Genomic DNA, 20,399 nt, shown 5'->3' on the forward strand with positions numbered 1-20,399 from the left:
TATTGTGCACCTTATCTTTTTTATATAGTGAGTTGGCGTGTGAATTGATTGTGGATTATCTTTTGTGTATTTTATTTGCTTTATGGTGAGTAACTGACTTTTTTTGTTTTACTTTGTACCATGAAATCAAGTATTAATAGATAACAAAGAAAAATGGAACGAGGTTTAAAAGACTACGCCTTACTCATGCTGAAAGGTGTGGGAATGGGAGCAGCCGATGTGGTTCCCGGAGTATCGGGAGGAACAATTGCTTTTATTGTGGGAATTTATGATGAACTGATAGATTCGATAAAAAGCATCAACGGAAAAAGTTTAAAGTTGTTTTTTACAGGAAAATGGGGGGCGTTCTGGAAAGCCATTAATGGTAATTTTTTAATTTCCATTGTAGCTGGAATCGCTGTCAGTGTATTTTCGTTGGCTAAGATTATTACATGGTTGCTTACGGATCATCCGGTAATGGTTTGGGCTTTCTTTTTCGGACTGGTGCTGGCTTCCACCTGGTTTGTGGGGAAAGATATAAAGGAGTGGAATAAGAAAACAATTCCGGCTTTTATCATAGGAGTGGCAGTTGCTTATTACATTACAGTGGCAACTCCTGCTGAAACGCCATCCAATCTGTTTTTCATTTTCCTTTGTGGTGCGATTGCTATTTGTGCAATGATCTTGCCGGGGATATCGGGTAGTTTTATTTTGGTACTGTTAGGCAAATACTTCTATATAATGGAAGCGGTCAAGACGTTTGATATAGCGACTTTATTAGTATTCTTGGCAGGCGCCTGTATAGGTATAACTACTTTTTCACGAGTTCTTTCATATGCGCTAAAGAACTTTCGTAATATTACGTTGGCGGTATTGACCGGCTTTATGCTGGGTTCTCTTAATAAGGTATGGCCATGGAAAAAAACGATTGAAACGTTCACGGACAGTCATGGAGTAGTGAAGCCACTGGTTGAAGCGAATATCCTTCCTAATCAATATATTGTTGAAGCTGTAGTATTGATGATTGTTGGTTTCTTCCTGGTATATTTTTTGGAGAAGCTTTCTACACGTAGCGCTAAATAAGGATACCCCTTACAATATAAAAAAACAGAGAGTAAAGCGATCAGCTTTACTCTCTGTTTTTTTATTGCAATGCTTTTATGATATTTTGCATATAAACAGCCAGATCTTCCCGGTCTTCATTTTCCATCATAGCCTGCATCTTCTCCAGTTCTTTCAGATCAAAGGGGCGGGTGCACTTCTGATTGTACTTTATGAAGTTTTCCTTATCATGCAGCGTCATGTAGAGAACGGTCAACTTTTCATTGATACCTTCAAATTCCGGTTCTAACTCACAAACACGTTCAAAAGCTATTTTCGCATAATCCAGATACCCGATTTCCATGCTGTGCATACCTATTTCATTCCAGGTATCAGCGCTAGGAGCACAATTCAAGGCCTTTGCCCATTGCTTTATTCCCTTTTCGTAGTCACCTTCTTCGACGTACATGCGGCCTTCAATCAGGTAGGCTTCAGGATCTTTCGGTTCCAGCTTTTGGGCTTTCTTACAATACTGGTGCGCTTTGCGCTTCTTTTTCATTTTGGAAAGGCAAAGCCCTGCATTGGCATATAGGCTGGGTAGAGTAGGTGCGGGAGTTTCTTCCGCTTCGTTAGCCTGGATTGCTTTTTCCAGATTTTCGTATCCTTCTTCCCATTCGCCTTTGGACACCTTGCATAAACCGATATAGGTATAGACAAACTCAGGAGCCAGCCCATGCATCTGCTCAGCTTTCTGATAACATTCCAGCGCTGCATCCTCATTACCCAACTGGTAAAAACAATGCCCTTTCATTACATAGGCGTCTGTAAATTCGTCATCACCTACCAATGCATAGTCGCAGGCATCAATTGCCTGGTCGAAGTTCAGATCTTCAAAATGGCATCTTGCCAGCCCGAACCAGTAGGGAGCCGAATATGGATTCTGATCTATCAGCTGGTTATATAGAGGAATTGCTTCTTCTATCATACCTTTCCCATAGTAACAGTCTGCAACTGCGGCAATGTAAGCTTCTTCATCGGCATATTCTTCCTTTACCGGGTTGAGCCATGCCAGAGCCTTGTCCGGATAGCCCATATCGAGGTACATATAAGATACATCAACTACATTTGCCAGGTCCTCTTTATCTTCAATCGTATCGAGTAGCTGTTCGGCATCATCCAGCTTACCTTCACTCAGCAGCAAGTGGGCGCGTACCACTTTGGCTTCCGGCGAATAGGTATCGGGAAGGTTTTCGATGATTTCACGTGCCTTTGCTCTTTTTCCGCTATCCAGATGCAGGTAAGCATATTCTATCATTAATGCCGTACTGTCGGGATGTAGCTTTAGGCCATATTCTGCAATTTCTAAAGCCTTATCATAATTCTTTTTGGTGCCATACCAGTCGGCAAGGTCAGCCAAATCGTCTGCGTCCAGATAAAATGGTTGTTTCGCGGACATTGCCGATTCATATTGTTCGGCAAGTTCCTGAAGTTCTTTATCTCTGCCGGACAGCAGGTTTTTATTGCTCATTAATAGTTTACTCCTATAATCCTTACTTTATTTGTTAATCTTGCCCCAGGTATCTTTCAACCCTACAGTACGGTTGAATACCATCTTTTCCGGTGTGGAGTCCGGATCTACATTGAAGTAACCGATGCGCTGGAACTGCAAGTAAGTAAGCGGTTTCATGCCTGCGGCATATTTCTCAATGTAGCAATGGGGCAGTATATGCAATGAATCCGGGTTGATGATTTCTTTCATCGCTTCCAGGGCATCGCAGTTTTTAGCTTCGCGAATAGCGGCAAGCTCGTCGCGTGGGTTCTCCACTTTCCACAGGCGGTCGTAGAGGCGTACTTCGGCTTCGAGACAATGGTCGCAGCTAACCCAATGCAGGGTACCTTTCACCTTACGGTTTGCTTCGGGCATACCGCTCTTGGTGTTCGGGTCGTATTCGCAATATACTTCAACTACTTCTCCGGCTTCATTTTTCTTGCAACCGGTACATTTTACGATATAAGCACTCTTCAGGCGCACTTCCTGTCCCGGAGTCATACGGAAATATTTTTTTGGAGCATCCTCCATGAAGTCTTCACGTTCCATCCACAGTTCACGGCTGAATTCGATGAAGTGACTGCCTTCTTCCGGTTTTTCCGGATTATTGATAGCTTCCAGTTCTTCCACTTGTCCTTCGGGGTAGTTGGTAATTACCAGCTTCACCGGGTTCACAACGGCAGATACACGAATTGCGCGGGAATTAAGGTCTTCGCGCAGGGCGCTTTCCAGCAAGGCAAATTCATTGAGCGCATCATAAGTGGTATATCCGATTTTATCGATAAACTTGTGGATAGACTCAGGAGAATATCCGCGACGGCGGAAACCACAGATAGTCGGCATACGGGGATCATCCCATCCGTTCACCAGTTTCTCTTTTACCAGAGTCAACAGATTACGTTTGCTCATCAGCGTATAGCTGAGGTTCAGTTTATTGAACTCATACTGGTGAGGACGGTTATCATTCAAATCCTGTCCTTCTTTCACCCAGTCTACAAAAAGATCGTAGAGCGGACGGTGAGGAACGAATTCCAACGTACAGAGAGAATGGGTTACGCCTTCGAAGTAGTCGCTTTGTCCATGTGCGAAGTCATACATCGGATAAGCTTTCCAAGTGGTGCCCGTGCGATGGTGCGGATGGTTCACTACACGGTAAATGATGGGATCGCGGAAGTGCATGTTCGGATTCGCCATGTCAATCTTGGCACGGAGCACCATGGCACCTTCTGCTATTTCACCTGTATTCATCTTCTTGAACAAGGAGAGGCTTTCTTCTATCGGGCGGTTGCGGTAGGGACTTTCCACACCCGGTTGGGTAGGAGTACCTTTCTGTTGTGCTATTTGCTCGGATGTCTGTTCGTCAATATATGCTTTACCTTCTTCAATGAGGCGGATGGCAAAGTCCCACAATTGCTGGAAGTAATCGGACGCATAGTATTCATTACCCCATTGGTAACCCAACCATTGAATATCTTCCTTGATGGCTTCTACATATTCCACATCTTCCTTGGTAGGATTGGTATCATCGAAACGCAGATTGCAGATGCCATTGTGGTCGGCTGCAATACCAAAATCAAGGCAAATAGCCTTGGCGTGACCGATGTGGAGGTATCCGTTGGGCTCGGGCGGGAAACGCGTTTGCACCTTACCACCGTTTTTACCCTCTTTTAAATCTTTCTCAACAATTTGTTCAATGAAGTTGAGGCTCTTTTTTTCGCCTACTTCTTCGCTCTTAATATCTGCCATAATGGTATGTATATATTCTAAAAATCAAGCTACAAAAGTAAGACATTTTTTTCGTTTATCCTTATTTCACGGGAATATATCCACTCTTTTTAATGATTTCCTGACCGGCAGGTGACAGGATGAAACTGATGAGTGGGTTTACTTGTCCGGTGTTTTCCGTATTATAGTAATAATACAGAGGTCGTACGATGGGGTAACTCTTGTCTGTGGCACTTTCCATTGTGGGCGGCGCAAAGTGTTTGCCGTCATAAGATACGGAAAGTGACTTGACGCGAGGGGAGAGATAAGCCAGTCCTACGTACCCTATTGCTCCCTTCGTCTGACTGACGGATTGGATAATGGCTCCGGTGGCGGGCATGGAAAGGCTACTACTCATATAATTTTTATTTTTGAGAACGCTTTCCTTGAAAAACTCATAGGTGCCCGAAGATGTTTCACGGGAATATACTACGATTTTACGATCATCTCCGCCCACTTGTTTCCAATTCGTGATTTTTCCCCGGAAGATATCTTCCAGCTGTTGGCGTGTCAGCTGTTTCACGGGGTTGGAAGGATGTACCACGACGGCGAGGGCATCGTAGGCGACGATTACTTCTTCTACTTCCTTGCCTGCGGACTTTACTTTCATTTTCTCGCTGAACTTGATGGGGCGGGATGCCATGGCAATATCCGTCGTTCCGTCCATTAAAGCGGAAATGCCCACGCCGGTGCCGCCACCCGTGACGGTAACCCGGGCATCGGGATTGAGTGCCATAAACCTTTCAGCGGTCTGTTGTGCTACGGGGAGTACGGTGTCACTGCCTTTAATACGCTGTGCTTGCATGCTGCTTGCAGCTAATGTCAGGAGTAGGATAATACTTATTCTTTTCATAATAGGTATTGTTTATAATTACTTTAATGTAGTAAACTAACGATAGTATAACAACCTTCATACTACTCTTTTTGTTTATTGTCTGCAAATAAAGCAATCGTGTATTACGATGCTATTACAAAGCTTGTGTTTTTGCGGGTTGTAACGCTTTTGTAATATGTTTGAAACATTTCTTTCAAATGTTAGTCACACTCTCTTAACATCAGCCCCGTTTCTTTGCATGCAGGATATCAACAGGTATTTATGAAGAAACTTTTTGAAAAAATAGTAGAAGGTATATTGGCTTGCAGTGGTTTCGTAACAAGCATTACCATTGTGCTTATCATCCTGTTTCTCTTTTCCGAGGCGTTGGGGTTGTTCAACAGCCGGGTGATTGAAGAGGGATATGTATTGGCATTGAATAAAGATAATAAGGTTACTGAGCTGACACCGGCTCAGATAAAAGATGTTTTCGACGAGGAAATAACAAACTGGAATGAGGTCGGAGGGCAGGATATGCCTATCCGGCTTTTCCGTTTGGAGGATATCACCCAGTATTATACCGAAGAAGAACTGGGTCCTTCTTATGAACACGCCGGAGCAAGGATTACCGAGTTGGTGGAGCGTACACCGGGCATCATTGCTTTTGTGCCGCAACAGTTTATTGTCCGGCAAGACTCTGTACACTTGTTACGCGATAATACGATTTCAGTGAAAGACGTCTTTGCCGGTGCCGAATGGTTTCCTACGGCTACACCTGCCGCGCAATTTGGCTTTTTGCCACTGATAACGGGTACATTATGGGTGAGTCTTTTTGCCATTCTAATTGCTCTTCCGTTTGGCCTTTCGGTAGCTATCTATATGTCCGAAGTGGCAAATCCTAAGGTACGTAATTTGTTGAAGCCGATAATTGAGTTACTGAGTGGTATTCCGTCAGTGGTATATGGCTTCTTCGGATTGATAGTCATTGTGCCGCTCATACAGAAAGTGTTCGACTTGCCGGTTGGCGAAAGCGGTCTGGCGGGAAGTATCGTATTGGCAATAATGGCATTGCCCACGATTATCACTGTGACAGAAGATGCCATGCGCAACTGTCCCCGTGCCATGCGTGAAGCCAGTCTGGCATTGGGAGCTTCGCAATGGCAAACTATATATAAGGTGGTGATACCCTATTCTGTATCGGGCATCACTTCCGGAGTAGTGCTGGGCATCGGACGCGCCATCGGAGAAACGATGGCGGTATTGATGGTGACAGGCAATGCGGCCGTTATACCGCATACCATTCTGGAGCCGTTGCGCACCATTCCTGCTACGATTGCAGCGGAACTAGGAGAAGCACCTGCCGGAGGAGCTCATTATGAAGCTTTATTCCTTTTGGGAGTAGTATTGTTCTTTATCAGTTTGCTGATCAACTTCACGGTGGAAGCTGTATCGGCCCGGAAAAGATAGTGTTTTACAGAGAAAAGTAAAATGAGTATGATAGATAGGAAACATCTTTCGCAACGCATTGCATTCGGTACATTCCGTTTGCTGAGTCTGACGGTGGTAGGGATACTCTTTGCCATTCTCGGCTTTATTATATATAAAGGTATAGGAGTTATCAGTTGGGAGTTTCTGACTACCGCGCCGAAGGACGGCATGACGGCAGGTGGTATTTGGCCTGCCATCGTCGGAACATTCTATCTGATGATAGGCAGTGCCCTGTTTGCCTTTCCGGTGGGAGTAATGAGTGGTATTTATATGAATGAATACGCTCCGAAGGGCTGGATCGTTCGTCTTATCCGCATGATGACGAATAATCTGAGCGGGATACCTTCCATTGTCTTTGGTCTTTTCGGTATGGCTCTGTTCGTTAACTATATGGGGTTTGGCGACAGTATCCTTGCCGGCTCTCTTACATTGGGATTGCTCTGCGTGCCTTTGGTGATCCGTACTACCGAAGAAGCGCTGAAAGCTATTCCCGATACCCTGCGTGAAGGAAGCCGGGCTTTGGGAGCTACGAAATTGCAAACCATCTGGCATGTGATTCTGCCAATGGCCATGCCGAATGTGATAACAGGGCTTATTCTTGCTTTGGGACGTGTTTCCGGTGAGACCGCACCCATCCTGTTTACTTGTGCCGCTTATTTTCTTCCTCAGTTGCCCACAAGTATCCTCGATCAGTGCATGGCATTGCCTTATCATCTATATGTTATTTCTACCAGTGGTACGGATATGGAAGCTCAGCTTCCGCTGGCTTATGGCACTGCTTTGGTTTTAATAATAATCATTCTCTTTGTCAATCTTCTGGCAAATGCCTTACGGAAGTATTTTGAGAAAAAAGTAAAGATGAACTAACGGGAATAATAAACAGTAAATGAAATGATTGGTAAAATAGAAGCAAATAATGTAAACTTCTGGTATGGTGACTTTCATGCTCTGAAAGGTATCAGTATGTCGATAGAAGAACGTTCGGTGGTAGCCTTTATCGGTCCTTCGGGATGCGGCAAGTCCACTTTCCTGCGGTTATTCAACCGTATGAACGATCTGATTCCCAATACCCGCCTGACAGGTGAAATCCATATTGACGGAAAGGATATCTACGGAAAAGATGTCCAGGTGGATGAGCTCCGTAAAAAAGTAGGTATGGTGTTCCAGCGTCCTAATCCTTTTCCAAAAAGTATTTTCGAGAATGTGGCCTATGGTCTTCGGGTGAACGGGGTGACGGACAATAGTTTTATCCGTCAGCGTGTGGAAGAGTCCTTGAGGGGGGCCGCCTTGTGGGAAGAAGTAAAGGATAAGCTGAAGGTTTCCGCTTATGCACTTTCCGGCGGACAACAGCAACGCCTTTGCATAGCCCGCGCCATGGCTGTGTCTCCCTCCGTATTGCTGATGGACGAGCCGGCCTCTGCGCTCGATCCTATTTCTACGGCTAAAGTAGAAGAGCTTATTCACGAGTTGAAAGAACAGTATACAATTGTTATCGTTACACACAATATGCAGCAGGCTGCACGCGTTAGTGATAAAACAGCATTCTTCTATTTGGGGCAAATGGTGGAATTTGACGATACTAAGAAGATATTTACGAACCCCGAGAAAGTGGAGACTCAGAACTATATTACGGGACGTTTTGGGTAAGCATTTGTTTCATTGCTTTCCTCTAATTAATCATACAAGTAATCTTAAAATAGAAATTTATGGTAAAGTTTATCGAATCGGAACTCGTCTTACTTAAAAAGGAAATAGACGAAATGTGGACCTTAGTGTATAACCAGCTCGACCGGGCAGGGGAGGCAGTCCTGACCTTCGACCGCGAACTGGCGCAGCAAGTGTTGGTGCGCGAACGTCGCGTGAATGCCTTGGAATTGAAAATAGACAGTGACGTAGAAGATATTATTGCCCTGTACAATCCCGTAGCTATTGATCTGCGTTTTGTGCTTGCCATGCTGAAGATCAATACAAACCTGGAACGGTTGGGGGACTTTGCCGAAGGTATAGCCCGCTTCGTGCTGAACTGTAAAGAGCCTGTCCTCGATCCGGACCTTTTGAAACAATTACGTCTGGAAGAAATGCAGGCGCAAGTACTTGCCATGCTGGAACTTGCCAAAAAGGCTCTTCAGGAAGAGAGTCAGGATTTGGCAACTTCAGTCTTTGCTAAAGACAATTTGCTGGATGAAATAAACGCTGAAGCCACTACCATTCTGGCAGGTTATATTGCTAAACATCCGGACAGTGTTCTTCCTTGCCTGAACCTGGTAAGTGTCTTCCGTAAGTTGGAGCGTTCCGGCGACCATATTACCAACATTGCCGAAGAAATAGTCTTCTTTATCGATGCAAAAGTGTTAAAACATAGCGGAAAAACGGACGAACATTATCCTTTAAGCAAGAAATAAGCTCTTTTTTAGGTAAAATTTAGCGTTTGTTAGAAAAATGCTATATATTTGTCCATTGAAAACGATTGCGGATGTAGAAAGGCTGCATAATTGGTAATAAAACCAAAGAAATTTCAAAAAGATGTTATAAGACATGTTTTTTAATTTGGTAAGTAACCTGAAAAGCCGCTATATTTGCACCGTTATCCTGAAAACAATCTTTTTACCTTAAAAAAAAACTAATACCTATTGAAAACTGAAAGATGGGGCTTTGTGAAAAGCTCCATTTTTTTGTACCTATATTCCCCTTTATTTCGTATCTTTGGAGAAGATTAGCTGCATCCCGGCAGAACTTTTTCATGCAAGCATGAAAGTTGTGCGCTCAATTTGCATTATCTTTGTGTTCTCCAAATAAGGAATTATAAATCATTAAATCGTAAACTGAATTATGTTTTCCGGAATAGTAGAAGAATGTGCCATTCTCGTGGCATTGGTAAAAGAACAAGAGAACGTACACTTCACGTTCAAGTGCTCATTTGTAAATGAATTGAAGATAGACCAGAGTGTATCTCATAACGGCGTATGCCTTACGGTAGTCAGCATGACAGAGGATACCTATACGGTTACAGCCATGAAGGAAACATTGGAGCGCTCCAACCTCGGGCTGCTGAACGTAGGAGACAAGGTGAATGTAGAGCGCAGTATGATGATGAACGGTCGCCTCGACGGACATATTGTACAGGGACATGTAGATCAAACCGCCACCTGTATCAGTGTAGAAGATGCCGAAGGAAGTTATTACTTCACTTTCCGGTATGCTTTCGATAAGGAGATGGCAAAGCGGGGATACATTACTGTGGACAAAGGCTCTGTAACGGTGAATGGTGTTAGTCTGACGGTGTGTAATCCAACGGACGATACTTTCCAGGTAGCTATCATTCCTTATACTTTCGAATATACCAATTTTCACGATATCAAAGTTGATAGCGTAGTGAACATTGAATTTGACATTATCGGCAAATATATTAGCCGGATGCTCCAGTTTAAATAATAGTTCACCACAGATTACACAAATAGCACAGAAATATTATCCTTTTATAATCAGTGTTTATCCGTGCAATCTGTGGTGCAATAAAAACATATATCAAATGGACTTTTTACAATTAGTAGCCTCCCGTCAGAGTGACCGCGCTTATGATATGACACGTCCTGTAGAGCCCGAGAAACTGGAACGGATACTGGAAGCTGCCCGTCTGGCACCATCGGCTTGTAATGCGCAACCGTGGAAGTTTGTCGTAATCAATGATCCGGAACTTTCCGTTAAGGTAGGCAAAGCTACTGCCGGACTGGGGATGAATAAATTTGCTAAGGATGCCCCCGTTCATATCCTGGTTGTGGAAGAATCGATGAATGTCACTTCATTTCTGGGTGCAAAGATTAAGGATAAGTATTTTCCCTTGATAGATATAGGCATTGCCACAGCTCATATCACTTTAGCTGCCGAGAGTGAGGGATTAGGTTCTTGTATTCTTGGCTGGTTTGATGAGAAAGAGATTAAGAAGCTGGCCGGTATTCCATCTTCTAAGCGCTTGCTATTGGTTATCACCATCGGCTACTCTGTAAAAGAGAAGAGAAAGAAGGCGAGGAAACCGAAGGAAAAGGTGGTTTCTTACAATAAATACTGATTCATTGATAAAGGGTTAGTGATAAGTGATTAACAGACTGCGCTATGACACCGCATGGTACTAATCACTTATCACTAACCCTCTAAATTAAAGATCTTTCAGTAGCACATGGCTTGCACTCTTATAATATTCTTCCCGTGCATTCATTAATACTTCCCATTGTTCGCTGAACTCCTTGTCCTTATCTATTTTGAAATCCTCCGAACCATGCGTGTCCAGTCTGTCTAACAACAGTGCGACGTTCATCTTATTGATATCCATGGAGGGTTGATAGCCGATATCTTCATTGTTTTCGTCCACTACTTCATGCAATAGATTTATTTCTTGTAACTCATATAGAATCTGGTGTGTCAACCGGATCGGTATCTGACACTCTTCGGATATTTCTTCTGCTGTATATGGTTTTGCATTCTCCTCAAATCTTTTGGCAATGAGGGACATGATAAGGATAGCCACGAAATCCCGATATCTCCGGCTGATATTTTTGGTGTCTTTGTCAAAACTGAAGTTTCGTATGTTTTGTCCCGCATACGTCAGTTCTGCACCAAACAGGCAGATTGTCCACGATATTTGTAACCATAGCAGGAATAGGGGAAGGGCGGCGAAACTACCATAAATAGCATTGTAACGCGATACCCACAACTGACCACTGATGTATAGAAACTGGAATGCCTGGTGTGCCGTTCCTGCAAGAACCCCTGCAATGAGCGCATGCTTGAACTTCACTTTAGTGTTCGGCATATAGATGTACAGTCCTGTGAACATGAACCAGGTCAGGGCAAAAGGTATGAGGCGGATCAGGAATTTCAGGATAGGGGCAAGCAGTACAAAGTCTTCAATGTACTTCAGCGTTGTGCTCATGAAGATGGAGAGACCACCCGAAATTACAATCAGGATAGGCATCAGCAGGAACATGGAGAAGTAGTCCGTAATTTTACGGTACATACTTCGTGCCTTTTTTATTTGCCAGATGCGGTTGAAGGTGATTTCAATATTGGTAATCAGATTGATAACCGTCCATAGCAACATGATTAAACCTACTCCGATAAATATGCCGCTTTTAGTTTCGGAAAGATAAGAGTCTACGAATTGGAGGATGACTTCTGTGGTCTGGTTATGCCCTCCGAATCCCATTCGCACCTGATTCTCCATCAGATTGGAGAAGCCGAACCCACGTGCTATGGCAAATAAGATGGCAAGTATAGGGACAATGGCAAGCAAAGTGCTATAAGTCAGTGCAGAGGCATTGTTTACCAGTCTGTCCTTGGTGAAGCGGTTGATACATAGATAAATGGTTTTGATTATATTGTAGAGGGAAAAAGTCGTTTTGGTGACTTCATCCTCTGTAATACGCCAGATGTCGTATGTAAGGAATTTCCAAAGAGCAGTAATACGTTTATTCATAATCAATGAAGAATTAGGAATGAAGAATTATGAATATAGAACGGAGAACTCTATCAAATTGTTGTATCATGCAGAAATTCTTCATTCCTCATTCTCAGTTCTTAAATTAAAAAAAGCAGTCGGTCTGTAAGCCGGGTTCTGTTCTCTGTTTTCAGGAAGAATGCTTCATTATTCATTCAGCATTCTTCATTCAGCAAAGTGTCTGTCATTTATCTGAGCCGCATGTCACCATACAGGCTTTAGCGGTCTACCCTCCGACATGGAGCGAGCAGCTCTCATAGCGTCGGTTTACATGACCTTACAACTCCCAAGACGCACAGCCCTTGTGTCACCACAAGACTGGTAGGCTCTTACCCTACCTTCTCACCCTTACCCATGCCCAAGGACACCGGCGGTTATTTTCTTCTACGTTACTCTACCCTCGCGGACAGCTTTCTGTTAGGAAGTAGGATGCTCTATGTTGCCCGGACTTTCCTCATACGCCGAAGCGCAAGCGACAGACCGACCAACTGCTTTTGTCCGGCAAAGATACGATTTTTATGCCAGCGGACACAGAAACTTGTAGAGTTTTTGTGTAAGGGAGGGCTTTTTCCGTATCTTCTCCGTACGATCTCCGTATCCGGTCCGTATCTTCTCCGTAGTTTCTCCGTACCTTCTCCATAGTTATAGATACGGACTTGATACGGACCTGGTACGGACCTGATACGGACCTGATACGGGGTAGATAACCTTCGGGGAGCTTCCATTTTTAAGCACTTTCTTAATATTCCTGAAAATATATAACCAAAATAGAAATAATTTCTAACTTTGCTAACACTTAATAACCCCCAAATCATTTTAGCTAATGAAGAAACTTATTCCTATCGTATCCCTGTTCCTTTTTGCTTCGTTGTATTCGGTAGCTTCGGAAATCGGAGACAGGACTATTCCTGCGGATGTTGCACAGTTGTCCGACAGCTTGAAGCGTCAGTATGCTCCTGATAAACGGGTAGCACTCTTTGATGTAGATTATTCCTTTTCCGGTAAAAATGTGATGTTACGTGGTGTGACTACTTCGGCCGAGGCGAAAGCTGCATTACTGAACGGGCTGTCGAAAGCTGACTATCAAGTAATGGACTGCTTACAGGTATTGCCGGATGAGGCTGCACTGGAAGGAAAAACTTATGGTATCATAAATGTATCGGTGTCCAATCTTAGGGTTGATCCTGACTTCTCATCCGAAATGATGACTCAGGGATTGATGGGAATGCCTGTCCGCGTATTACAGCACGACGGTTGGTATCGCATTCAGACACCGGATAATTATATCGCTTGGGTACATCGTGTAGGTATCCATCCGGTAACGAAAGAAGAACTTCATGTCTGGAACACAGCGGAGAAGATTGTGGTGACTTCTCATTATGGGTTTGTGTATTCTGAGCCAAATCAGGCTTCGCAGACTGTTTCGGATGTAGTTGCAGGCAATCGCTTGAAGTGGGAGGGAACGAAAGGTGCATTCTATAAGGTTGCATATCCCGACGGGCGGACCGGTTATATTTCCAAATCTATCTCCATGCCGGAAAAGAAATGGCGTGCCGCTTTGAAACAGGATGCTGCCAGCATTATCCGCACAGCACATACGCTGATGGGAGTTCCGTATCTTTGGGCGGGCACTTCTTCCAAAGGGATAGATTGCAGTGGTTTTATGCGCACTATTCTTTTTATTCATGATATCATCATTCCCCGGGATGCTTCACAGCAAGCGTATGTAGGCGAGCATATTGATATCACTCCTGATTTCAGCAACCTGCAACCGGGCGACTTGATCTTCTTCGGACGTAAAGCTACAGCAGATCGTAAAGAACGTGTAGTGCATGTAGGAATGTATATTGGTAACAAACGTTTCATTCACTCGCAAGGTGATGTACATGTCAGCAGTTTTGATTCTGCCGATGAACTTTTTGATGAATATAATCTCGGACGCCTTCTGTTTGCTACGCGCGTGTTACCTTATATAAATAAGGAAGCATCCTTGAATACTACGGAAACGAATCCTTACTATAAATAATAAAGTTACGAACTACAAGCTACAAGCTACAAGTAGCAATGCTTTCATTCTGCAAAGCTCTTGTAGCCTGTAGCTCCGTAGCTCGTAGCTTCTAACTTAAAAACAAATATTATGCAAAACAGAAGAGATTTCCTGAAAACAGCTGCTTTTGCCGCATTGGGTTCCGGTGTGGTTATCCATGATGTGTTTGGAGGAGAAAGTGCTCCAAAACTGTTCAATATCAATAAAAGTGGTGTGAATGCCAGGATGAAATTGCGCTTCTTTCCATATGAGTTGAAGTTACGTCATGTTTTTACAGTGGCTACTTACTCACGCACTACCACTCCTGATGTGCAAGTAGAGATTGAATATGATGGTGTTATCGGTTATGGTGAAGCTTCCATGCCGCCTTATTTACAGAAAGAACTGGGTACGATGGAAAGTGTACTGGCTTTCCTGAAAAAAGTTCAGGATATCATCGGACAGTTTCCTGATCCTTTCCAATTGGAGGATATTCTCGCTTATGTAGATAAGCTTTCACCGGGAGATGCCGCCGCTAAAGCTGCTGTAGATATTGCTTTGCACGATCTTGTGGGCAAATTGCTGAGAGCTCCGTGGTATAAGATATGGGGATTGGATAAGGAAAAAGCTCCTTCGACCACTTTTACCATTGGTATCGATACACCGGATGTGGTACGAGAAAAAACAAGAGAATGTGCCGGGCAATTCAATATTCTCAAAGTAAAGCTGGGGCGTGAAAATGATAAAGAAATGATCGAAACAATCCGTTCGGCGACCGACCTGCCTATTGCTGTCGATGCTAATCAGGGTTGGACGGACAAGCATTATGCCATTGATATGATACATTGGCTGAAAGAAAAAGGGATTGTCATGATTGAGCAGCCGATGCCTAAAACCCAGTTGGATGATATTGCCTGGGTGACACAACAAAGTCCGTTGCCTATCTTTGCTGATGAATCTTTGCAACGTTTGAGTGATGTAGCCGGTCTGAAGGGTGCATTTCATGGCATCAATATCAAGTTGATGAAATGTACCGGTATGCGTGAAGGCTGGAAGATGGTGACATTAGCACGTGCTTTGGGTATGAAAGTGATGGTGGGCTGTATGACGGAAACATCCTGTGCTTGCTCTGCTGCTGCCCAGTTTTCTCCTGCGGTTGACTTTGCTGACCTGGATGGCAATCTGCTTATCGCCAACGACCGTTTCAAGGGAATGGAGGTCGTAAAGGGCAAGATCACGTTACCTGATTTGCCTGGTATCGGGGTTGTGAAACTGTAAGCATCCTGAATCGTAATTCAATTTCCGTTCTCAATTATCATCTATAAATTAGCTTATTATGAAAAAAGTATTGTATGCTGCTGCCTTGCTTTTCCTTGTAACTGCCTGTACCCCAAAAACGGAAAGCAAGCCCTATGTCTGGGAAGACGACCTGCACCAACGCCTCCTCACGGATTTCTCTCGTACGGAAGATGAAGTGAAAGATTACATTCGTAAGTATATCCCTGATGTTTCCGATGAGCAAATGCGCCAATGGGAAGCCTCCAAAGCCTTAGAGTGTATGACTCTGGATGGTGAGAAGCGTTATTTCCGTAATGCCGCACCTAATTTATTTCGTGTAGACTCTGCCTGTTACAAGATAAAGGCTGCCAAAGATGGCGTCTCCCTCAGTGGCAGTGAAAAAGTGAATATGGAGAATCTGCCCGAAGTCATTGCAAGTGTGAAAAAGAGTGGTAATCCTATCACTGCTCCCAAACGAATGCGAGTCATCTATATGCTCACGGTAGACAGTAATGCCGTTCCTGCCGGAGAGCTTATCCGCTGCTGGCTTCCTTACCCACGTACCGACCAGTCGCGTCAGCAAGATGTAAAATTCATCTCTGCTAGCGAATCCAAGTATACTTTTTCTCCACAGGATTGCCTTCATAGCACTCTCTATATGGAAAAGCGTGCAGTGCAAGATCAGCCAACCGTATTCTCTGAAAGTTTCGAGTATACAGCTAATGCTGAATGGCATAATCTGAAACCGGAAGATATTCAGCCTTATGATACAGCTTCTTCTATATATAAGGAATATACCGCTGAACGTGAGAAGCATATCATTTTCTCACCACGTATGCGTGAACTTGCTGCCAAATTGACAGCTGGGGAAACTAATCCTTTGTTGAAAGCTAAACGTATCTTCCGTTGGGTGAATGATAACTTCCCCTGGGCTTCTGCCCGGGAATACTCTACTATAGAGAATATTCCCGAATACGTATTAGATAACCATAAGGGTGATTGCGGTCAGGTTAGTCTGCTGTTTATTACACTTTGTCGTATCAGTGGTATTCCTGCCCATTTTCAGAGTGGTTTTATGATGCATCCTAAGGCATGGAACTTGCACGACTGGGCGGAAATCTATTTTGAAGGCATTGGCTGGGTTCCTGTAGACCAATCATTTGGCGTCCCTGCTTTTGCCCGTAATGCAGATGAAGAATATTTCTTCCTGGGTGGTATCGACTCTTGGCGTATGATAGTGAATAGTGATTACGGTATGCCGCTGGTGCCCGAGAAGAAATATCCTCGTAGTGAAACAGTGGATTTCCAGCGTGGTGAAGTGGAATGGGAGGGAGGTAACCTTTATTTTCCGAAGTGGGATTATCACATGGATATAGAATACCTTGATAATTAAGTAAATATCACCTCCTGAAAACAGATGATCTGTTTGCCTCTGACAGATCATCTGTTTTTATTGAATAGACGGTCTGTTTCTTATTAACACCTATCTGCCTTATTTTCACGTCAGTAAACGTGCATAAATGTAAAATTGTCAGGCTCTGCCGTTAACCGCTGTTAAGCCCTAAAAGTTCACTGTTAAAAGAGAACAAAAAAGAGTGACAAGCGGAATAAGTGAACGATTTTTGTCGTTATTTTAACGTCGAAATGTTAAACGAAACTTGAATATTAACAATTAAAAGAATAGAAAATTAGTATGAAACAGACAACAAAAAACATTCTCGGGGTTGCAGCTATCGTACTTCTCAGCGCAGGAGTAGCAGGTTTAACCACCTATAAGATGCTGCAAAAAAATATGCCTGCTGATAGTACCAGTGCATTCAATGAAATGTTCCAGCAAAATCCGAACGTACGTTTGGCTTCTTATAATGCCGTTGATGCGCAACCTGTAGATTTGACGCAAGCAGCAGAAAATTCAGTTCACGCTGTGGTGCATATTCGTTCTACTCAGACTTCCAAAGTTCAGGAAGTAGAAGTTAGAGATCCGTTCTCTGATTTCTTCGGTGAATTTTTCGGTGGTCGGGGCGGTACGCAAAGACGTCAGGTACAGACCCCTGAACGTACAGGTTTTGGTTCCGGCGTTATCATCTCTAAAGATGGATATATCGTAACGAACAATCACGTAATTGCAGGTGCAGATGAAATCAGTGTGACGCTGAATGACAATCGTCAGCTTAAAGGACGTATTATTGGTACGGATGAAGTCACAGACCTTGCCTTGATCAAAATAGAGGGAGATGATTTTCCAACTATTCCGGTAGGTGACTCTGATGCATTGAAAGTTGGTGAATGGGTGCTTGCTGTAGGTAATCCGTTTAATCTTACCTCTACGGTGACTGCGGGGATTGTCAGTGCTAAAGCGCGTTCTTTAGGAATGGGGCAGCAGACTGGTACGGAAAGCATTGAGTCGTACATTCAGACTGATGCCGCGATTAATCAAGGTAATAGTGGTGGTGCTTTAGTAAATGCGCGTGGTGAATTAATTGGTATCAATGCTGCTCTTTTCTCCCCGACGGGATCAAATACAGGTTATGGTTTTGCCATTCCTACCAGTATTATGAAGAAAGTTGTTGCTGATTTGAAGCAATTCGGTACAGTTCAACGTGTGAAACTGGGTGTTGCTGTTACTCCGCTTGTAGAAGAACCGGGTGATACTCAACGTGCGATAGATAAGAGTGGTAAGAAACTGAGTGAATTTAAAAAGGAAGCTCGTGAAAAATCAGGTGTTGTTGATGGCCTTTTAGTAGGAGAAATTGTTGAAGGTAGTTCTGCTGCAGGTGCTGATATCAAGGTTGATGATGTTCTTATTGGTATTGACGATAAACCTATTCATAAATTTGCCGATTTGCAGGAAGCTTTGGCTAAACATCGCCCTGGTGATAAGGTAAAAGTGAAATTGATACGTGATAAGAAGGAAAAGACCGTTGAAGTGACGCTGAAGAATGAGCAAGGTACTACGAAAGTTGTAAAAGATGCCGGAATGGATATTCTTGGCGCAGCCTTCCGTCCTATACCCGATGAATTGAAGAAGCAATTGAATCTTGGTTATGGCCTTGAAGTGACAGGTGTAAACAGCGGTAAAATGGGAGCCGCAGGTATTCGTAAAGGTTTCATTATCTTGAAAGCCAATGGCGTGCAGATGAGAACTGTAGAAGACTTGGAAAAAGTAATGAAGGAAGCTACGAAATCTCCGGATCAAGTACTCTTTATTACAGGTATGTTCCCGTCAGGTAAGCGTGCTAACTATGCGGTAGATTTGACTCAAGAATAATAAGGTATGATTTTTAGGTAAGAAGATTGTAATATTAGCTAACAAAGAAGAAAAAGGGTGTCGACAACTAACTTGTCGGCATTCTTTTTGTTTATATTGTATAGTGAATAAGATAAAAAAGTTAGGGCAAGTTTGCTTGTAACAAAATAATTTGTCGTAACTTTGCAACCCAAATCTGTTTTAGAAGAATGAGACAACTTAAGATTACAAAAAGTATCACTAACAGAGAGAGCGCTTCTCTTGACAAGTATTTGCAGGAAATCGGTCGCGAAGACCTCATAACTGTCGAAGAGGAGGTAGAGCTCGCTCAACGCATCCGCAAGGGTGACCGTATCGCACTGGAGAAGTTGACACGTGCCAATCTGCGTTTCGTTGTATCTGTGGCCAAGCAGTACCAGAACCAAGGTTTGAGTTTGCCCGACTTGATTAACGAGGGTAATTTAGGACTGATCAAGGCCGCCGAAAAGTTCGATGAAACACGTGGTTTCAAATTCATCAGTTATGCAGTATGGTGGATACGTCAGTCCATTTTGCAGGCTTTGGCAGAGCAGTCGCGTATCGTGCGTCTTCCGTTGAATCAGGTAGGCTCGCTGAATAAAATCAGCAAAGCATTCTCCAAGTTCGAACAGGAAAATGAACGTCGCCCGTCTCCCGAAGAGTTGGCAGATGAACTGGAAATCCCTGTTGATAAGATCTCTGATACGCTGAAGGTATCCGGACGCCACATTTCGGTGGACGCACCTTTTGTAGAAGGAGAAGACAACAGCTTGCTGGATGTGTTGGTAAACGACGACTCTCCTATGGCGGATCGCTCTTTGGTGAACGAGTCTCTTGCGAGGGAAATTGATAGAGCACTTTCTACGTTAACCGATAGGGAAAAAGAAATCATACAGATGTTTTTCGGTATCGGACAACAAGAAATGACATTAGAAGAAATCGGCGACAAATTCGGTTTGACCCGTGAGCGTGTACGCCAGATTAAGGAAAAAGCAATTAGAAGATTAAGACAAAGTAATCGTAGTAAATTGCTCAAGTCTTATTTAGGATAAGTAAGAAATATCAATTTCCGACAAATAGAAGGAATTAAAAACCGGTAGATCATGATCTGATCACCGGTTTTTTTGTTATCCTTATTATAAAAGTGAAGATAAGCTGTATCTCAGCATAAAAAAATGAATGAATTCTTTTTATTTTGCTCTCGGTTTGCATTATCTTTGTCGCCAACATATATAATAAAAAACAGATTATGAAATACGTTCGTATACTTTTTGCTGTAGCTTTAGTTTTTATGGTGTGCTCGGCGTTCTCATTCAAGAAGGGTAAAGGAGAAAAAGCTGTGTATGCATTTGGTGTTGCTGCCTCTTTCAATGACACAGTGGTGTATTTTACCGATATTCAGGTATTGGATAGTGTGAAGTTGGATAAGGGTGGATTCTTGCCTAAACGTGATCTTTATACGTATCAGTTGAAGAATTATTTGGAATATGATTTGAAATCTCTTGACTATACTTGCATGATCTATTTCTCTGAAAACAAGAAGAAGTTAGAAAAGGAGGCAGCAAAAGTGAAGAGCAAGTATAAGAAGAATAAAACGATAGTATTGATGCCTATTGCTCCTGAAGCTTTCCGTTTCAAGAAGCCGGAAGAGTAATTTGCTTTATTTCCTTAAGAGGTTAAGGAATTTACTTAAAATAATAGACT

The 20,399-nt window shown here is 43.3% G+C and carries 17 protein-coding genes and 1 other RNA gene; 13 read left to right on the plus strand and 5 right to left on the minus strand.

What is annotated here, in order from left to right:
* The first annotated feature begins 153 nt into the window (after positions 1 to 153).
* On the plus strand, positions 154 to 1,062 hold the full coding sequence (locus K6V21_RS17620; protein ID WP_217714546.1) for a DUF368 domain-containing protein: 909 nt from the start codon (positions 154 to 156) through the stop codon (positions 1,060 to 1,062).
* 61 nt (positions 1,063 to 1,123) lie between these two features.
* On the opposite strand, the gene K6V21_RS17625 is transcribed toward K6V21_RS17620, so the two are convergent.
* From K6V21_RS17625 to K6V21_RS17635, 3 genes are all read right to left on the minus strand, one after another.
* Entirely contained in the window at positions 1,124 to 2,548 is a 1,425-nt protein-coding gene (locus K6V21_RS17625) for a tetratricopeptide repeat protein (RefSeq protein ID WP_224319393.1), read from the minus strand.
* Between the two features lie 27 nt (positions 2,549 to 2,575).
* Positions 2,576 to 4,315 carry a glutamine--tRNA ligase/YqeY domain fusion protein gene (locus tag K6V21_RS17630; protein WP_224319394.1) on the minus strand — a complete coding sequence of 580 codons (1,740 nt, stop codon included), beginning with the start codon at positions 4,313 to 4,315 and terminating at the stop codon, positions 2,576 to 2,578.
* Between the two features lie 61 nt (positions 4,316 to 4,376).
* A complete protein-coding gene (locus tag K6V21_RS17635) occupies positions 4,377 to 5,186 on the minus strand; it encodes a PstS family phosphate ABC transporter substrate-binding protein (protein ID WP_224319395.1) in 810 nt (269 codons plus the stop codon).
* 243 nt (positions 5,187 to 5,429) lie between these two features.
* Between K6V21_RS17635 and pstC the strand changes: the two genes are divergently transcribed.
* The 6 genes from pstC (at position 5,430) to K6V21_RS17665 (ending at position 10,701) form a co-directional block, all read left to right on the plus strand.
* Positions 5,430 to 6,614, plus strand: coding sequence for a phosphate ABC transporter permease subunit PstC (gene pstC, locus K6V21_RS17640; RefSeq protein ID WP_007209711.1), 1,185 nt, complete (start codon positions 5,430 to 5,432; stop codon positions 6,612 to 6,614).
* Between the two features lie 27 nt (positions 6,615 to 6,641).
* Complete coding sequence (gene pstA, locus K6V21_RS17645) at positions 6,642 to 7,502, plus strand: phosphate ABC transporter permease PstA (RefSeq protein ID WP_410490256.1); 861 nt, start codon at positions 6,642 to 6,644, stop codon at positions 7,500 to 7,502.
* Positions 7,503 to 7,526: 24 nt separating this feature from the next.
* Positions 7,527 to 8,282 (plus strand): phosphate ABC transporter ATP-binding protein PstB, encoded by a 756-nt coding sequence (gene pstB, locus K6V21_RS17650; protein ID WP_022210907.1) that lies wholly within the window; start codon positions 7,527 to 7,529, stop codon positions 8,280 to 8,282.
* A gap of 59 nt (positions 8,283 to 8,341) precedes the next feature.
* Complete coding sequence (gene phoU / locus K6V21_RS17655) at positions 8,342 to 9,037, plus strand: phosphate signaling complex protein PhoU (protein WP_007209708.1); 696 nt, start codon at positions 8,342 to 8,344, stop codon at positions 9,035 to 9,037.
* Between the two features lie 427 nt (positions 9,038 to 9,464).
* Positions 9,465 to 10,067, plus strand: coding sequence for a riboflavin synthase (locus tag K6V21_RS17660; protein WP_224319397.1), 603 nt, complete (start codon positions 9,465 to 9,467; stop codon positions 10,065 to 10,067).
* A gap of 97 nt (positions 10,068 to 10,164) precedes the next feature.
* On the plus strand, positions 10,165 to 10,701 hold the full coding sequence (locus tag K6V21_RS17665; protein WP_217714540.1) for a nitroreductase family protein: 537 nt from the start codon (positions 10,165 to 10,167) through the stop codon (positions 10,699 to 10,701).
* Positions 10,702 to 10,788: 87 nt separating this feature from the next.
* Here K6V21_RS17665 and K6V21_RS17670 read toward each other — a convergent pair whose 3' ends face one another.
* Positions 10,789 to 12,105 carry a YihY/virulence factor BrkB family protein gene (locus K6V21_RS17670; protein WP_007209704.1) on the minus strand — a complete coding sequence of 439 codons (1,317 nt, stop codon included), beginning with the start codon at positions 12,103 to 12,105 and terminating at the stop codon, positions 10,789 to 10,791.
* A 111-nt stretch (positions 12,106 to 12,216) separates the two neighbouring features.
* Positions 12,217 to 12,618: RNase P RNA component class A (rnpB, locus tag K6V21_RS17675), an RNA gene on the minus strand.
* Between the two features lie 331 nt (positions 12,619 to 12,949).
* Between rnpB and K6V21_RS17680 the strand changes: the two genes are divergently transcribed.
* The 6 genes from K6V21_RS17680 to K6V21_RS17710 all read left to right on the plus strand — a co-directional run bounded on the left by K6V21_RS17680 (position 12,950) and on the right by K6V21_RS17710 (position 20,349).
* Entirely contained in the window at positions 12,950 to 14,152 is a 1,203-nt protein-coding gene (locus K6V21_RS17680; protein ID WP_060408388.1) for an NlpC/P60 family protein, read from the plus strand.
* A gap of 111 nt (positions 14,153 to 14,263) precedes the next feature.
* Entirely contained in the window at positions 14,264 to 15,430 is a 1,167-nt protein-coding gene (locus K6V21_RS17685; RefSeq protein ID WP_224319398.1) for a dipeptide epimerase, read from the plus strand.
* A gap of 58 nt (positions 15,431 to 15,488) precedes the next feature.
* A complete protein-coding gene (locus K6V21_RS17690) occupies positions 15,489 to 16,823 on the plus strand; it encodes a transglutaminase-like domain-containing protein (protein ID WP_224319399.1) in 1,335 nt (444 codons plus the stop codon).
* A 300-nt stretch (positions 16,824 to 17,123) separates the two neighbouring features.
* Positions 17,124 to 18,698, plus strand: a complete 1,575-nt coding sequence (locus tag K6V21_RS17695) for a trypsin-like peptidase domain-containing protein (protein WP_217714537.1) — start codon at positions 17,124 to 17,126, stop codon at positions 18,696 to 18,698.
* 188 nt (positions 18,699 to 18,886) lie between these two features.
* A complete protein-coding gene (locus tag K6V21_RS17705) occupies positions 18,887 to 19,747 on the plus strand; it encodes an RNA polymerase sigma factor RpoD/SigA (RefSeq protein ID WP_007209697.1) in 861 nt (286 codons plus the stop codon).
* Positions 19,748 to 19,944: 197 nt separating this feature from the next.
* Positions 19,945 to 20,349 carry a hypothetical protein gene (locus K6V21_RS17710; protein ID WP_022210741.1) on the plus strand — a complete coding sequence of 135 codons (405 nt, stop codon included), beginning with the start codon at positions 19,945 to 19,947 and terminating at the stop codon, positions 20,347 to 20,349.
* Positions 20,350 to 20,399 lie beyond the last annotated feature (50 nt).

The sequence above is a fragment of the Bacteroides cellulosilyticus genome (assembly GCF_020091405.1).
GTDB lineage: Bacteria > Bacteroidota > Bacteroidia > Bacteroidales > Bacteroidaceae > Bacteroides.

Excerpts from the sequence above, each read along its gene's own strand:
- K6V21_RS17620 (WP_217714546.1), top strand. The coding sequence starts at position 154 with ATGGAACGAGGTTTAAAAGACTACGCCTTACTCATGCTGAAAGGTGTG.
- K6V21_RS17625 (WP_224319393.1), bottom strand. The coding sequence starts at position 2,548 with ATGAGCAATAAAAACCTGCTGTCCGGCAGAGATAAAGAACTTCAGGAA.
- K6V21_RS17630 (WP_224319394.1), bottom strand. The coding sequence starts at position 4,315 with ATGGCAGATATTAAGAGCGAAGAAGTAGGCGAAAAAAAGAGCCTCAAC.
- K6V21_RS17635 (WP_224319395.1), bottom strand. The coding sequence starts at position 5,186 with ATGAAAAGAATAAGTATTATCCTACTCCTGACATTAGCTGCAAGCAGC.
- pstC (WP_007209711.1), top strand. The coding sequence starts at position 5,430 with ATGAAGAAACTTTTTGAAAAAATAGTAGAAGGTATATTGGCTTGCAGT.
- pstA (WP_410490256.1), top strand. The coding sequence starts at position 6,642 with ATGATAGATAGGAAACATCTTTCGCAACGCATTGCATTCGGTACATTC.
- pstB (WP_022210907.1), top strand. The coding sequence starts at position 7,527 with ATGATTGGTAAAATAGAAGCAAATAATGTAAACTTCTGGTATGGTGAC.
- phoU (WP_007209708.1), top strand. The coding sequence starts at position 8,342 with ATGGTAAAGTTTATCGAATCGGAACTCGTCTTACTTAAAAAGGAAATA.
- K6V21_RS17660 (WP_224319397.1), top strand. The coding sequence starts at position 9,465 with ATGTTTTCCGGAATAGTAGAAGAATGTGCCATTCTCGTGGCATTGGTA.
- K6V21_RS17665 (WP_217714540.1), top strand. The coding sequence starts at position 10,165 with ATGGACTTTTTACAATTAGTAGCCTCCCGTCAGAGTGACCGCGCTTAT.
- K6V21_RS17670 (WP_007209704.1), bottom strand. The coding sequence starts at position 12,105 with ATGAATAAACGTATTACTGCTCTTTGGAAATTCCTTACATACGACATC.
- K6V21_RS17680 (WP_060408388.1), top strand. The coding sequence starts at position 12,950 with ATGAAGAAACTTATTCCTATCGTATCCCTGTTCCTTTTTGCTTCGTTG.
- K6V21_RS17685 (WP_224319398.1), top strand. The coding sequence starts at position 14,264 with ATGCAAAACAGAAGAGATTTCCTGAAAACAGCTGCTTTTGCCGCATTG.
- K6V21_RS17690 (WP_224319399.1), top strand. The coding sequence starts at position 15,489 with ATGAAAAAAGTATTGTATGCTGCTGCCTTGCTTTTCCTTGTAACTGCC.
- K6V21_RS17695 (WP_217714537.1), top strand. The coding sequence starts at position 17,124 with ATGAAACAGACAACAAAAAACATTCTCGGGGTTGCAGCTATCGTACTT.
- K6V21_RS17705 (WP_007209697.1), top strand. The coding sequence starts at position 18,887 with ATGAGACAACTTAAGATTACAAAAAGTATCACTAACAGAGAGAGCGCT.
- K6V21_RS17710 (WP_022210741.1), top strand. The coding sequence starts at position 19,945 with ATGAAATACGTTCGTATACTTTTTGCTGTAGCTTTAGTTTTTATGGTG.